Source organism: Streptomyces sp. NPDC003300, assembly GCF_040610915.1.
GTDB lineage: Bacteria > Actinomycetota > Actinomycetes > Streptomycetales > Streptomycetaceae > Actinacidiphila.
Genome location: NZ_JBEXNE010000005.1, coordinates 217823 through 230815 on the forward strand (window position 1 = coordinate 217823; position 12993 = coordinate 230815).

The 12993-nt window shown below is 71.6% G+C and carries 11 protein-coding genes; 6 read left to right on the forward strand and 5 right to left on the reverse strand.

What is annotated here, in order from left to right; all coding sequences use genetic code 11:
• Positions 1–14: 14 nt before the first annotated feature.
• From efeB to ABZX65_RS10035, 4 genes are all read left to right on the forward strand, one after another.
• Complete coding sequence (efeB, locus tag ABZX65_RS10020) at positions 15–1310, forward strand: iron uptake transporter deferrochelatase/peroxidase subunit (protein ID WP_355336758.1); 1296 nt, start codon at positions 15–17, stop codon at positions 1308–1310.
• 79 nt (positions 1311–1389) lie between these two features.
• Positions 1390–2319 carry a prephenate dehydratase gene (gene pheA, locus ABZX65_RS10025; RefSeq protein WP_355336599.1) on the forward strand — a complete coding sequence of 310 codons (930 nt, stop codon included), beginning with the start codon at positions 1390–1392 and terminating at the stop codon, positions 2317–2319.
• Between the two features lie 658 nt (positions 2320–2977).
• On the forward strand, positions 2978–4264 hold the full coding sequence (serS, locus tag ABZX65_RS10030; RefSeq protein ID WP_355336600.1) for a serine--tRNA ligase: 1287 nt from the start codon (positions 2978–2980) through the stop codon (positions 4262–4264).
• A gap of 110 nt (positions 4265–4374) precedes the next feature.
• Entirely contained in the window at positions 4375–5226 is an 852-nt protein-coding gene (locus ABZX65_RS10035) for an HAD family hydrolase (RefSeq protein WP_355336759.1), read from the forward strand.
• Positions 5227–5324: 98 nt separating this feature from the next.
• Here ABZX65_RS10035 and ABZX65_RS10040 read toward each other — a convergent pair whose 3' ends face one another.
• The 5 genes from ABZX65_RS10040 to ABZX65_RS10060 all read right to left on the reverse strand — a co-directional run bounded on the left by ABZX65_RS10040 (position 5325) and on the right by ABZX65_RS10060 (position 9927).
• Complete coding sequence (locus ABZX65_RS10040) at positions 5325–6005, reverse strand: rhomboid-like protein (protein WP_355336601.1); 681 nt, start codon at positions 6003–6005, stop codon at positions 5325–5327.
• A gap of 198 nt (positions 6006–6203) precedes the next feature.
• A complete protein-coding gene (locus ABZX65_RS10045; RefSeq protein ID WP_355336760.1) occupies positions 6204–6923 on the reverse strand; it encodes an ABC transporter permease subunit in 720 nt (239 codons plus the stop codon).
• Positions 6924–7005: 82 nt separating this feature from the next.
• Positions 7006–7923 (reverse strand): ABC transporter ATP-binding protein, encoded by a 918-nt coding sequence (locus ABZX65_RS10050; RefSeq protein WP_355336602.1) that lies wholly within the window; start codon positions 7921–7923, stop codon positions 7006–7008.
• Positions 7920–8843 carry an ABC-2 transporter permease gene (locus ABZX65_RS10055; RefSeq protein WP_355336761.1) on the reverse strand — a complete coding sequence of 308 codons (924 nt, stop codon included), beginning with the start codon at positions 8841–8843 and terminating at the stop codon, positions 7920–7922. The genes ABZX65_RS10050 and ABZX65_RS10055 overlap by 4 nt, the downstream gene beginning before the upstream one ends.
• Before the next feature lie 4 nt (positions 8844–8847).
• Entirely contained in the window at positions 8848–9927 is a 1080-nt protein-coding gene (locus ABZX65_RS10060; protein WP_355336603.1) for an ABC transporter ATP-binding protein, read from the reverse strand.
• A gap of 220 nt (positions 9928–10147) precedes the next feature.
• Between ABZX65_RS10060 and ABZX65_RS10065 the strand changes: the two genes are divergently transcribed.
• The gene (locus ABZX65_RS10065; RefSeq protein WP_355336604.1) at positions 10148–11077 is read left to right on the forward strand and encodes a M24 family metallopeptidase; all 930 of its coding nucleotides are present in this window, start codon (positions 10148–10150) and stop codon (positions 11075–11077) included.
• Positions 11074–12990 (forward strand): SDR family oxidoreductase, encoded by a 1917-nt coding sequence (locus tag ABZX65_RS10070; protein ID WP_355336605.1) that lies wholly within the window; start codon positions 11074–11076, stop codon positions 12988–12990. The genes ABZX65_RS10065 and ABZX65_RS10070 overlap by 4 nt, the downstream gene beginning before the upstream one ends.
• Positions 12991–12993: the final 3 nt, after the last annotated feature.

A 12993-nucleotide genomic window follows, 5' to 3' on the forward strand; every position in this document is an offset into this window, starting at 1 on the left:
AGCCCGCGGAGTCCGTGCGGACCGAGGACGCGGCCCCCGCCGGGCTCAGCAGGCGGCGGCTGCTCGGTACGGCCGGGGCCGCGGGCGCGGCCGGACTGGTCGTCGGCGGCGGTGCCGGTGCGGGCGTCGCGCGGGCCGTGCGGGACGAACCGGTCGCGCTGAACACGGTCGGTTCCGCGTACGTCCCCTTCGAGGGCGCGCGGCAGGCCGGAATCGTCGGGCCCGCGCAGGCCGTCGGCCACCTCGTCGCCTTCGACCTGGTACCGGGCGCGGACCGCAAGGCCGCCGCCGCGCTGCTGCGCCGCTGGTCGGACGCGGTACGGACGATGACGCGACCGGGGACGCGGAGCGGGACCTCGCCGGGGGGCCGGGACGCGCTGCCCTCGTCGTACGACGATCAGATCGCGTACGACGCCGGGCCGTCCTCGCTGACGGTCACCTTCGGTTTCGGCCGGAGCTTCTTCGGCCGTACGGGGCTGACCGGGCGGTTGCCCGGGGCGCTGGCGCCGCTGCCGGACTTCGCGGGCGACGCCCTCGACCCGAAGCGGAGCAACGGCGATCTGTGGCTGCAGATCGGCGCGGACGACGCGTTGGTCGCCTTCCACGCGCTGCGCGTGCTCCAGAAGGCGGCGCGGGACACCGCCGGGGTGCGCTGGCAGATGAACGGGTTCAACCGGACGCCGGGCGCGACCGCGCACCCGATGACCGGGCGCAATCTGATGGGCCAGATCGACGGGACCAACAATCCGAAGCCGACCGACGCCGATTTCGATCAGCGGATCTTCGTACCGGCGGGCGGCTCCGCCGACTCCGGCTCCCCGGCCTGGATGGCGGGCGGTTCGTACGCCGTCGTCCGCCGCATCCGGATGCTGCTGGACTCCTGGGACCATCTGTCGGTGGCCCGGCAGGAGAAGGTGATCGGCCGCCGCAAGTCGGACGGGGCGCCGCTGTCGGGCGGCACCGAGACCACGCCGGTCGACCTGGCGAAGGTCGGCGCGGACGGCGCCCTGGCCATCGCGGGCGACGCGCACGTCCGGGTCGCGGCCCCGGCCTCCAACGGCGGCGCCGCCATGCTGCGGCGGGCGTTCTCGTACCACGACGGCATCGGGACGGACGGGACTCCGGACGCCGGGCTGCTCTTCGTGGCCTGGCAGGCCGATCCGCTCAAGGGTTTCGTGCCGGTGCAGCGCAAGCTGGACGGCGGCGACGGCCTGTCGCGCTTCCTGCGGCACGAGGCGAGCGGCCTCTTCGCGGTGCCGGGCGGCTGCGGACCCGGAGAATACGTGGGTCAGCGGCTGCTCGAAGGGTGATCGCACGATCTGGTGGCGGCGTTCCGGGCTGATGAACAGACCGGCATTCCGGGTCGGTGCGGGCCATTAGGCTGAACGCATGTCGCCAGCGAGCCGTTATACCTATCTGGGTCCCGAAGGCACGTTCACCGAGGCCGCGCTGCGGCTGCTGCCCGAGGCCGCCACGCGCGAGCTGGTACCGATGGTGTCGGTGCCCGCGGCGCTCGACGCGGTGCGCAACGGCGAGGCGGGCGGTGCGCTGGTCCCGATCGAGAACTCCGTCGAGGGCGGCATCACCGCCACGCTCGACGAGCTGGCGTTCGGCGACCCGCTGATGATCTACCGCGAGGTGCTGCTGCCGATCGCCTTCGCGCTGCTGGTCAGGCCGGGCACCGCGCTGTCCGACGTGAAGACGGTGACCGGGCACCCGGCCGCACAGTCTCAGGTGCGCAACTGGCTGTCGGGCAATCTGCCCGACGCGGTGTGGGAGTCGGCCGCGTCGAACGCGGACGGCGCGCGGCTGGTGCAGGAGGGCCGCTTCGACGGCGCCTTCGCGGGCGAGTTCGCGGCGCCGACGTACGGTCTCGAACCGCTGGCCACCGACATCCGCGACGCGCAGAACGCGACGACGCGCTTCGTGCTCGTCGGGCGTCCGGCGCGGCTGGCGGCGCCGACCGGCGCGGACAAGACGTCGGCGGTGTTCTGGCTGCGCGACGACCACCCCGGCGCGCTGCTCGAACTCCTCCAGGAGTTCGCGATCCGCGGGGTGAACCTGATGCGGATCGAGTCCCGGCCGACCGGTCGCGGCCTCGGTCAGTACTGCTTCTCGGTGGACGCCGAGGGTCACCTCACGGACCGCCGGGTCGGCGAGACGCTGATGGGGCTGCGCCGCCGCTGCCTGAACGTCCGCTTCCTCGGTTCGTACCCCCGGGCCGACGAGGTCGAGGTGCGGGTGGCGCGGGGAACGACGGACTCGGAGTTCACGGACGCGGCGGACTGGCTGAACCGGGCGCTGGACGGGCGGGCCTGAGGCGGGCGCTGGACGGGCTGCCCTGAGGCGGGCGGGCCTGAACCGGGCGGCACTGAACCGGGCAGGTCTGAACCGGGCAGGGCGTGTTCTTCCACCGTGGGGAAAAGTTATCCACAGGCTTCGAGCGCAGCCTGTGGGTAACTGGGGACATGTCGACACAGCAACCCGACCTAGTCGACAAATCTGTACACAGACACCATCGCTGTCCACAGCGGGGCAGGTCACCCCTCGTCACCCCAATTCCCCCGACCAACTCTCCCGAGGGAACACTTCTCACTCGAAAGTGAGTGTGGAACGGGTTTGAAGGGGGAATCCATAGCCGAGCATCGAGCCCGGCCGAAAGATCTCCCTCCTTCTCCACAGATCTTCCCCACACCCTGTGGACAAAGAATGGAAATCCCCAGCAGCCTGTGGATAACTTTCGGCCGGACGGCCCCCGAGAGGCCCGCGAAGGCCCCGCCGGAGCCCCGGCGGCGATGATCAACTCCGGTTCTCCACAGGCGCGATGACCCGGGGGAGGGACGCGGCGAATTTGGTTGACCGTCCCCCCTTTCTCCCCTTTACGGAATTTCCTCGCTTTACCCCCGAAGCGGACAAAGCACACCATAAAGTCCGTAAGTTGTCGCGGCCGATGCCCGCTCCCCGGTAACCTGGTCGCGTGATTGACCTTCGTCTGCTTCGTGAGGACCCCGACCGTGTGCGCGCCTCGCAGCGCGCCCGTGGAGAGGACGTCGCGCTCGTCGACTCCCTCCTCTCCGCCGACGAGCGGCGCAGGTCGTCCAGTACCCGCTTCGACGAGCTGCGCGCCGAGCAGAAGCAGCTCGGCAAGCTGATCCCGAAGGCGCAGGGCGAGGAGAAGGCCGAGCTGCTCAAGCGGACCGGCGAGCTGTCGGCCGCCGTCAAGGCCGCGGACGCCGAGCAGCACGAGGCGGCGGAAGAGGCCCAGCGGCTCCTGCTCCAGCTCGGCAACCTCGTCCACCCGGACGCGCCGATCGGCGGCGAGGAGGACTTCGTCGTCCTCGAACAGCACGGCGCGCCGCGCGACTTCGCCGCCGAGGGCTTCACCCCCAAGGACCACCTGGAGCTGGGCGAACTGCTCGGCGCCATCGACGTCGACCGCGGCGCCAAGGTGTCCGGCTCGCGCTTCTACTACCTGACCGGTGTCGGCGCCCTGCTCGAACTGGCCCTGGTCAACGCGGCCGTCGCGCAGGCCACCGCCGCCGGCTTCACGCCCGTCCTGACTCCGACCCTGGTCAAGCCGTCCGCGATGGCGGGCACCGGCTACCTCGGCCAGGTCGAGGACGACGTCTACTACCTGGAGAAGGACGACCTGTACCTGGTCGGCACCTCCGAGGTCCCGCTCGCCGCGTACCACATGGACGAGATCATCGACGCGGGCAAGCTGCCGCTGCGCTACGCCGGTTTCTCGCCCTGCTACCGGCGCGAGGCGGGCTCGTACGGCAAGGACACCCGCGGCATCATCCGCGTCCACCAGTTCGACAAGGTGGAGATGTTCGTCTACACCACGCCGGAGGACGCGGAGGCCGAGCACCAGCGGCTGCTGGCCTGGGAGAAGCAGTGGCTGTCCGCGCTCGAGCTGCCGTTCCAGGTGATCGAGCTGGCCTCGGGCGACCTGGGCTCCTCGGCGTCGCGGAAGTTCGACTGCGAGGCGTGGATCCCGACGCAGGGCAAGTACCGCGAGCTGACCTCGACGTCGAACACGACCGAGTACCAGTCCCGCCGCCTGTCGATCCGGCTGCGTGACGAGAAGGGCACCCGGCCGCTGGCCACGCTGAACGGCACGCTGTGCGCGGTGCCGCGGACGATCGTGGCGATCCTGGAGAACCACCAGCTCGCGGACGGTTCCGTACGGGTGCCGGAAGTGCTGCGGCCGTACCTGGGCGGCCGGGAGCTGCTGGAGCCCGTCACGTCCAGCGCCAAGTGAGCGAGTCGGAGGCCGGCGCCCTCGCCGGTACGGGACCGGGTGCGGGGGCCGCGGACGGAGCCGAAGCCGTGACCGGCGCCGGTACCGTCACCGGAGCCGCGGACAGAGCCATGGACAGGGCCGCGTACAGGGCTCCGGCCGCCGACGCGATCGACGCGGCGCGGCTTCCGTACCGGATGGTCGCCACCGACCTGGACGGGACGCTGCTGCGCGGCGACAACACCGTCTCGCGGGTGACGAGGGACGCGCTCGCCGCGACGGTGGCGGCGGGCGCGGTGCACATCATCGTCACCGGCCGCTCGGTGCCGTGGACCCGGCACGTACTGGACGATCTCGGGTACGAGGGCCTGGCGGTCTGCGGCCAGGGCGCGCAGCTCTACGACGCGGGCGCGCACCGGCTGCTGACCTCGGTCACCCTCGACCGGCAGCTCGCCGGGCTCGCGCTGGCCAAGATCGAGGCCGAGGTGGGCCCGCTCTTCCTCGCGGCCAGCCGCGACGGCCTGGCCGGCGACGTCCTGATCGGCGAGGGGTACCGGTACAACCCCGAGCTGCCGGTCATCCTCATGTCGGACCCGGCCGAACTGTGGTCCGCGCCCATCAACAAGCTGTACATACAGCACCCGGAGCTGGGGGACGACGGTCTGGCGCGGGCCGCCCGCGAGGTGGCCGGTGACCTGGTGGGCGTGACGATGGCGGGCGAGGGCATCGTGGAACTGCTGCCGCTCGGCCTCACCAAGGCGACCGGGCTCTCGCTGGCCGCGCGGCGGCTCGGCGTGACGGCCGCCGAGACGATCGCCTTCGGTGACATGCCCAACGACCTGCCGATGTTCGCCTGGGCGGGGTACGGCGTGGCGATGGCCAACGCCCATCCGGAGCTGCGGCGGGTCGCCGACGAGGTGACGCTGTCGAACGACGAGGACGGCATCGCGGTGGTGCTGGAACGGCTCTTCGGGCCGTTCTGAACGGCCCGGCCGGGTGTGCCGGGGGTGCGCAGGAGGCCGGGGCGGGGCTGAAACGTGTCGGGGCGGGGTCGGGGTGTGTCGGGGCTGGGTCGCGGCGCTCAGGCGGTCTTCTCGCGGGCGCGCCCCGGCGGCGTGATCGCGTAACAGCTCAGGCCGATCAGCGCGGCCGTGAAGTGGCCGAGGTCGGTGTAGGTCGCGTCGCCGAGCAGCGGATAGCCGAAGAAGCCCAGCACGCCGAGGAGATATCCCCAGCGCCAGGGGCGCGGCACCAGATACGTGAGGACGCCGACGATGCCCGCGAGGCCGTAGCTGACCCCGATGTCCACGGTGTGCGCGAGGGAGCGCGGCAGCCGCTGGTCCCTGATGCCGAACATGACGGCCTTCTCGCTGACGAGCGTCGCGCCGATGTGCGCGGTCGCGACGACGACCAGCCAGCGCCAGGTGCCGAGCCAGCGTTCGGCCGGGGCGTGGATCAGCTCGAAGAGGAAGAAGTAGAGGACGAGGCCCGAGGGCGTCTCTATCCACAGGGCACTGGCGAACAGCACCCGCAGCGGGTGCTGCCGCAGCTGGACCAGGTTGGTGCTGACGTGGTGCAGCAGATACGAGCGGACGTGCGGCGACACGACGGCGACGATGCCGCTGGTGATGATCAGGATCAGCAGCCAGATGTGGGTGCCGGGCGAGGCACGTATCCACTGCGCGGCGAAGCGCCGCGCGTCACGCGGGGTGACGCGGCGGCGCTCGCGGGCGGCGGTGGAGGACTCGTGAGCCGGGGCCATCGCGACCAGTCTTCACCGATCACAGCCGGGCTGCGACTCGCTCCCTTCCATTGACACCGCATTCACAGCTTGCGCCGCCGTCACACCGTGTTCCCGTTCCTGCGGGTGGTCATTTCCCTGCCGGTGCCTCGGCCCCGGCCCCTTCCCTGTGGGTGCCTCGGCCCCGGTCCCTTCCCTGCGGGTGACGTACCCCGGTCCCTACTCCTCACCCGCGAGCTTGAGGGTGCGCAGCTTGTGTCCGGCGAACCAGGTGGTGCCGACGGTGACCACCGCGAGCAGCACGATCGCGGTCGGCAGACCGACGTCGGAACTGACGATGCCGCCGTGGCCCAGCTTCTGCGCGACCGCGAGCGACCACTGCTGGACGCTGAGGGTCCTGGCGCCCGGCACCACATTGCCGATGACGGACTCCCAGACCAGCGCGTAGACCAGGCCGACGATCACCGCGTGCCGGGTGAGGACGCCGAGCATCAGGAAGATCGCCGCGTAGGCGACGGACGCGACGGCGGCGGCGACCCCGAAGGCGACCGCGACGTTCTGCCCGTTGCCGTTGAGGATGAATCCGGCGAGCAGGGTGGGGATGGCGGAGAAGGCGGCGACCACGCCTATCGCCACGATGAGCTTGGTGGACACGATCGTGGACCGTCTGATCGGCTTGGCCAGCAGGTAGACGATCGCGCCGTCGTCGATCTCCGGGCCGATGGCGCCGGTGCCGGCGATGACGCCGACCAGCGGGACCATCGCGCTGAGCGCGAAGCCCTGGAGGATGTCGTTGGCGGTGGAGTCGTCCGCGCCGGTCAGCGCGCGGACCGCGACGGAGATGATCAGCAGCAGCATCGGCAGCGCGAAGAGCAGCAGGGCGCGGCGACGGCCGAGCAGCGCGCGGTAGGTGAGCCGGGCCACGGTGGGGTGGAACACGGCGGGCCCTGAGCGGGCGGGGGCCGCGGCCCTGCCGCTCGGCGGCGCGGGGGTCTGTGTGGCGGACATCTGTGTCGGCTCCTTATGCCGTGACCAGGTAGGAGAAGACGCTCTCCAGGGACTCGTCGGACGGCGAGACGGTGAAGAGCCGGATGCCGTGGTCGCGGGCGATCCGGGGCAGGAATTCGGTGAATCCGGCGAAGTCGATGGCCTGGACGCGCAGCGCCTTCTCCGACCAGTCCAGCTCGATCGCGGCGGTGGACGCGTGCGCGATCAGCACGGACGCGAGCAGCCGGTCGTCGCTCGACCGTACGAGATAGCGGTGCGGGCGGTCGGTCATCAGGCGGCGGATCTTGCGGAAGTCGCCGGAGGCCGCGTGGCGCCCCGCCACCACGACCTCGATGTGGTGGGCGAGCTGCTCGACCTCCTCCAGGATGTGCGAGGAGAACAGGACGGTCCTGCCCTCGGCGCCCATCCGCCGCAGCAGCTCCATCAGGTGCAGCCGCTGCCGGGGGTCCATGCCGTTGAACGGCTCGTCGAGCAGCAGCACCGACGGGTCGTGGACCAGCGCGGACGCCATCTTGGCGCGCTGCCGCATGCCCTTGCTGTACGTGTCGATCTGCCGGTCCTGGGCGTACTCCATCTCGACCGTGGCCAGCGCCCGGCGGGCGGCGGCGTCCGGGTCGGGCAGGCCGTGCAGCTCCGCGTTGGCGACCACGAACTCGCGGGCGGTGAGGAAGTCGTACATCGCCTCGCGCTCGGGCACGATGCCGATCTCGCGGTACGACTGCTCATTGCGCCAGATGGGCGTCCCGTCGAGGGTGACGGCGCCGGTGGAGGGGGCCAGGAAGCCCGCCATCATGTTGATGAGGGTGGATTTTCCGGCGCCGTTGGGGCCGAGCAGGCCGGTGACGCCGGGGCCGATCGTCATGGTGATGTCGTTGACCGCCACCACGTTGCCGAACCAGCGCGAGACGTTGTCGATGCTGATCGTCGTCACGAGAGACCGACCTTCTGGTAGCGGCGCATCAGGAGGCCGAAGCTGCCGGTGATGATGGTGAGGACGGCCAGCAGGTAGACGATGCCGGCCAGCGCGTCCGGCGGTCCCGAGGCGTGCGGGAAGGCCGAGCTCGCGCCGAGGAACCAGGTCTGGAAGCCGTCGATCAGCGTGATCGGCGAGAAGAGGCCGAGCCAGCCGATCACCTCGTAGTTCTCCTGCACGGAGGCGACGCCCTGGACGCTGGAGACCGCGCCGTAGGTGATGACGAACACCGCGATGATCGCGGCGACGCCGAAGCCGCGGCGCGGGGTGATCGCGGCGATGACGAGCGCGATGCCCGCGAAGAGCAGCGACAGCAGGAGTACGGACACCAGACCCTTCGCGAACCCGGCGGTCTGGGTGCCGAAGCTGAGCTTCGCCAGCAGCGCGCCGATGTAGAGGATGAGCAGGGGCAGCGCGGTCAGCAGGAACAGCGCCGTGGCGAGCGCCGCGTATTTGGCGGCCACGTAGTCGACGCGCTCGATGGGCCGCGAGAAGTACAGCGGCGTGGTCTTGAACCGCAGGTCGCGGGAGACCGACTGCGGGGCCTGCGAGGCGACGAAGAGGGTGATGACCGCCTGGAGGATCACCGCGTAACGGGTGTAGTCGACCGGCAGCTTCGTCATGTTGGTGAAGATCGCGACCGCCACCATGATCAGCGCGGGCGCGCACATCGCGGCGAGCAGGATCATCGGCAGCACCTTGGACTTCGCGCTGCGGCCGAGGCCGTACGCGCCGCGCAGGCTCTGGCTGAAGAGGGAGCGCCGGGCGTAGGCGCGGCCGAGGCGCGGGCCGGTGTACTTGCGGTAACCGATGTTGTGGATGACGTCGGGGGCGGTGCCGGTGCCCGGGGGGCCGGGGTTCGGCGTGCCGGGCGTCACCGTGTCAGGCTGCGTCACGGCCTTCTCCTTCCTTGGTCAGGGTCGCGGTGTCCGGGGTGTTCGGGGTGCTCGTGTCGTGCGAAGTGCTCGTGTCGTGCGAAGTGCTCTTGCCGGGCCGGGTGCCGGGGTCGTGCGGGGGGTCGGGGTCCGGGCGGTCGGGGTCGTCCGGGTCGTCGTACGTCAGGTCCTCGTCGTCCGTGAACAGCTCGGCGATGCGGTGGCGGCGCTGCTCCATGCGCACCAGGCCGACCCCGAGTGCGGCGACGGCGTCGCGGACGGTGTCGTACGTCGCGTCGTCCGCTATGTCGACGTGCAGCAGGTGGCCCTTGGTCTGGGCGGTGAGCCCGGCGCCGGCCAGCGCGGCCAGCAGCTCCTTCTCACGGTCGGTGACCTCGACCGCGAGCGACGCCGTGGCCTGCGTGAAGTCGCTGGTGGAGGAGGCGCGCAGCAGTGTGCCGCCGTCGATGACGACGATGTGGTCGCTGGTGCGCTCCAGCTCGCCGAGCAGGTGCGAGGTGACCAGCACCGAGATGCCGAAGTCGGTGTGCACGCGGCGGATCAGGCCCAGCATCTCGTCGCGGCCCGCCGGGTCGAGGCCGTTGGTCGGCTCGTCGAGCAGGACGAGCTGCGGGTCGTGGACCAGCGCCTGCGCGAGCTTGACGCGCTGCTTCATGCCCGTCGAGTAGCCGCCCATCGGGCGGTACCGCTCCTCGTAGAGGCCGACGTGGCGCAGCGTGTCGGCGGTCCGCTCGCGCGCGGCGGTCGGCGGCAGCCCCGACATCCGGGCCATGTGGACGACGAATTCGGTCGCCGAGACGTCGGGCGGCAGGCAGTCGTGCTCGGGCATGTAGCCGACGAGGCCGCGAATCTCGGCGCCGTTGGTGGCCACGTCGAGTCCGAGCACGGCGGCACGACCCTCGGTCGCCGGGGACAGTCCCAGCAGGATCTTGATCAGGGTCGATTTCCCGGCGCCGTTGGCACCCACCAGCCCGGTCACACCGGGGGTGATGTCGACGGTCAGCCGGTCAAGAGCGGTCACCCTCGGGTACCGCTTGCTCAGGCTTTCGGTAGCGATCACAGTCACGTGTCCGACCGTAGTGGCGGGCGCCACGCTCCCGCGTCCGTCCCGAGGATCGGATCCTCCGCGATCGAGGTACTCCTGCGGGCTGACCACCCGTAGGGGTCGGGGGGTTTCCGGGAGTTATCCACAGGGGGTCGCGGGGCTCTTGACCTTGCCACGAGCCGATGTCACATTGATTGCTGTCAGCTTTCGAATGTCGGCGCGGGGTCTGGGGTGAGCGGCCATGGGCGAGGGGTGGGACGGCGGGCGCGACGGGTTCCGTGAGGTCGACGGGCTCGGCGGGTTCCGTGAGGTGCAGCGGCTGGCGTACGCGTGCGCGGAGGCGGTCGCGGCGGAGCTGCGGCCGGGGATGACCGAGCGGGACGCGGCGCACGCGATGCGGGTGTGGGCGCGGGAGCGCGGGGTCCGCGACTGGTTCCATCTGCCCTTCGCCTGGTTCGGCGACCGTACGGCCTTCACCGGCTTCAAGGTGCCGCTCCAGTTCTTCCCGACCGGGCGGCGGCTCGAACCCGGCATGCCGTTCATCCTCGACCTGGCCCCTGTTTACGCGGGCTGCACCGCCGACGTCGGCTACTCCGGTTCGCTCGGCCCCAATCCGGTGCAGGAACGGCTGATGGCGGATCTGCGCGAGCACCGCGAGCTGATCCTGCGCGGGGTGCGCGAGCGGCGCCCGCTGCGCACCGTCTACCAGGACGTCGACCGGCTGATGGTCAGGCAGGGGTACGCCAACCGGCATCGCGCGTATCCCTTCGGCGTGATCGCCCACAAGGTCGACCGGGTGCGCGAGCGCCGCTGGTCGCCGCGGATCGCCGGGTTCGGCACGCGGAGCCTGAAGGGGCTGGCCTCCGACGCGCTGCACGGACACCGCGAGGGCTGGTCACCGCTGTGGAGTCCGCACCGCATGTCCGACCACCCCCCATACCCCGGTCTGTGGGCGGTGGAGCCACATGTGGGATTCCGCGGCACCGGCGCGAAGTTCGAGGAGATCCTCGTGGTCACGGAGACCGACGCCTACTGGCTGGACGACGACCTGCCGCACGTCAGGCGCTGGCGGGAGACGGACGCGGACACGAGGACGGGATCGATGTCGAGGTCACGGATGGGGACGGGCACGGAATCGGGTTCGGGGACTGGGACGGGGGTGGCGGCATGACGCGGGACCAGTGGGAAGAGCGGGACGACCGGGACGAGGGCGCGGGTCCGGGCGAGGGCGGCGAGAGCCCGGGCGAAGCGGTACGGGACGGGGAGGCGCGGGACGGGGCGGCCGACGCGGCGGCGCGGGAGAGGTTCGTGACCGGGGGCGGCGGCGTACGGCTGTGCGTCGCCGAGTACGGGGACGCGGCGCTGCCGACGGTGGTGCTGGTGCACGGCTACCCGGACAGCAAAGAGGTGTGGTCGGAGGTGGCCGGGCTGCTGGCCGACCGCTTCCACGTGGTGCTCTACGACGTGCGCGGGCACGGCAGGTCGAGCGCCCCGGCGCGGCTCAAGGGCGGCTTCACGCTGGAGAAGCTCACCGAGGACTTCCTGGCGGTGGCGGACGCGGTCAGCCCGGACCGCCCGGTGCACCTGGTCGGGCACGACTGGGGTTCGGTGCAGGGCTGGGAATTCGTCACGGTCGGCGGGACCGAGGGCCGGATCTCCTCCTTCACCTCGATCTCGGGCCCGTCGCTCGACCACTTCGGCCACTGGATCAAGCGCCGGGTGCGCCGCCCCACCCCGCGCCGGGTCGCCCAAGTGGTCGGCCAGGGGGCCAAGTCCTGGTACGTGTACGCGCTGCACACCCCGGTGCTGCCGGAGCTGGCCTGGCGCGGAGCGCTCGGCAAGCAGTGGCCCAAGCTGCTCTCCCGCGCCGAGAAGCTGCCGTCCGACGGCTACCCGACCGCCTCGCTCCCCGAGGACGCGGCGCACGGCGCCTGGCTGTACCGGGACAACGTCCGCCGCAGGCTGGGCAGTCCGCGCACCGACGCGTACGCCCATGTCCCCGTGCAGCTCATCACGCCGACCGGCGACGCCTTCTTGTCGCAGCGGCTCTACGACGACCTGGAGCAGTGGGTGCCCCGGCTGACCCGGCGCACCGTGGCCGCCAAGCACTGGGTGCCGCGCTCCCGGCCCGAGCAACTGTCGCGCTGGATCGGCGAGTTCGTCACGGCGCACGAGTACGGCGGCCCCGCCGTCCCGGCCGCGACCTCGACCGTCACCGGGGCGGGCGGGACGGTGCTCGGGAAGGCGGAGACCGGCGCCAAGGAGCGGTTCGGCGGCCAACTGGTGCTGGTCACCGGCGCGGCCAGCGGCATCGGCCGGGCCACCGCCTTCGCCTTCGCGGAGGCGGGCGCGCGGATCGTCGCGGTGGACCGGGACGCGGAAGGCGCCGCCAGAACGGCCGAGTTGGCCCGGCTGATCGGCGCGCCCGACGCGTGGCCCGAGACCGTCGACGTGTCGGACGCCGAGGCGATGGAGGAACTGGCCGAGCGCACGGCCGGCCTCCACGACGTCCCCGACGTGGTGGTGAACAACGCGGGGATCGGTCTGGCGGGGGCCTTCCTCGACACCACACCCGAGGACTGGAAGCAGGTGCTCGACGTCAATCTGTGGGGCGTCATCCACGGCTGCCGCCTGTTCGGCCGGCAGATGGTGGAGCGCGGCCAGGGCGGGCACATCGTCAACACCGCGTCGGCCGCCGCCTTCCAGCCGTCCCGCTCCCTGCCCGCGTACAGCACGTCGAAGGCGGCGGTGCTGATGCTCAGCGAGTGCCTGCGGGCGGAGTTGGCGCCGCACGGCATCGGGGTGAGCGCGATCTGCCCGGGGCTGGTCAACACGCCCATCACCCGCAGCGCGCGGTTCGCGGGGGTCGGCGAGGAGGAGCAGGAGCGGCGCAGGGCGCGGTCCGCCCGGCTCTACGGGCTGCGCAACTACCCGCCGGAGAAGGTCGCCCGCGCGATCGTCCGGGCGGTGGAGCGCAACTCCGCGGTCGTCCCGGTCACGCCGGAGGCCCGCGGGGCGCGGCTGCTGTCCCGGCTCTCCCCCAAGACTCTGCGGGCGCTGGCCCGCGTGGACCCGCCGCTGTAGCCC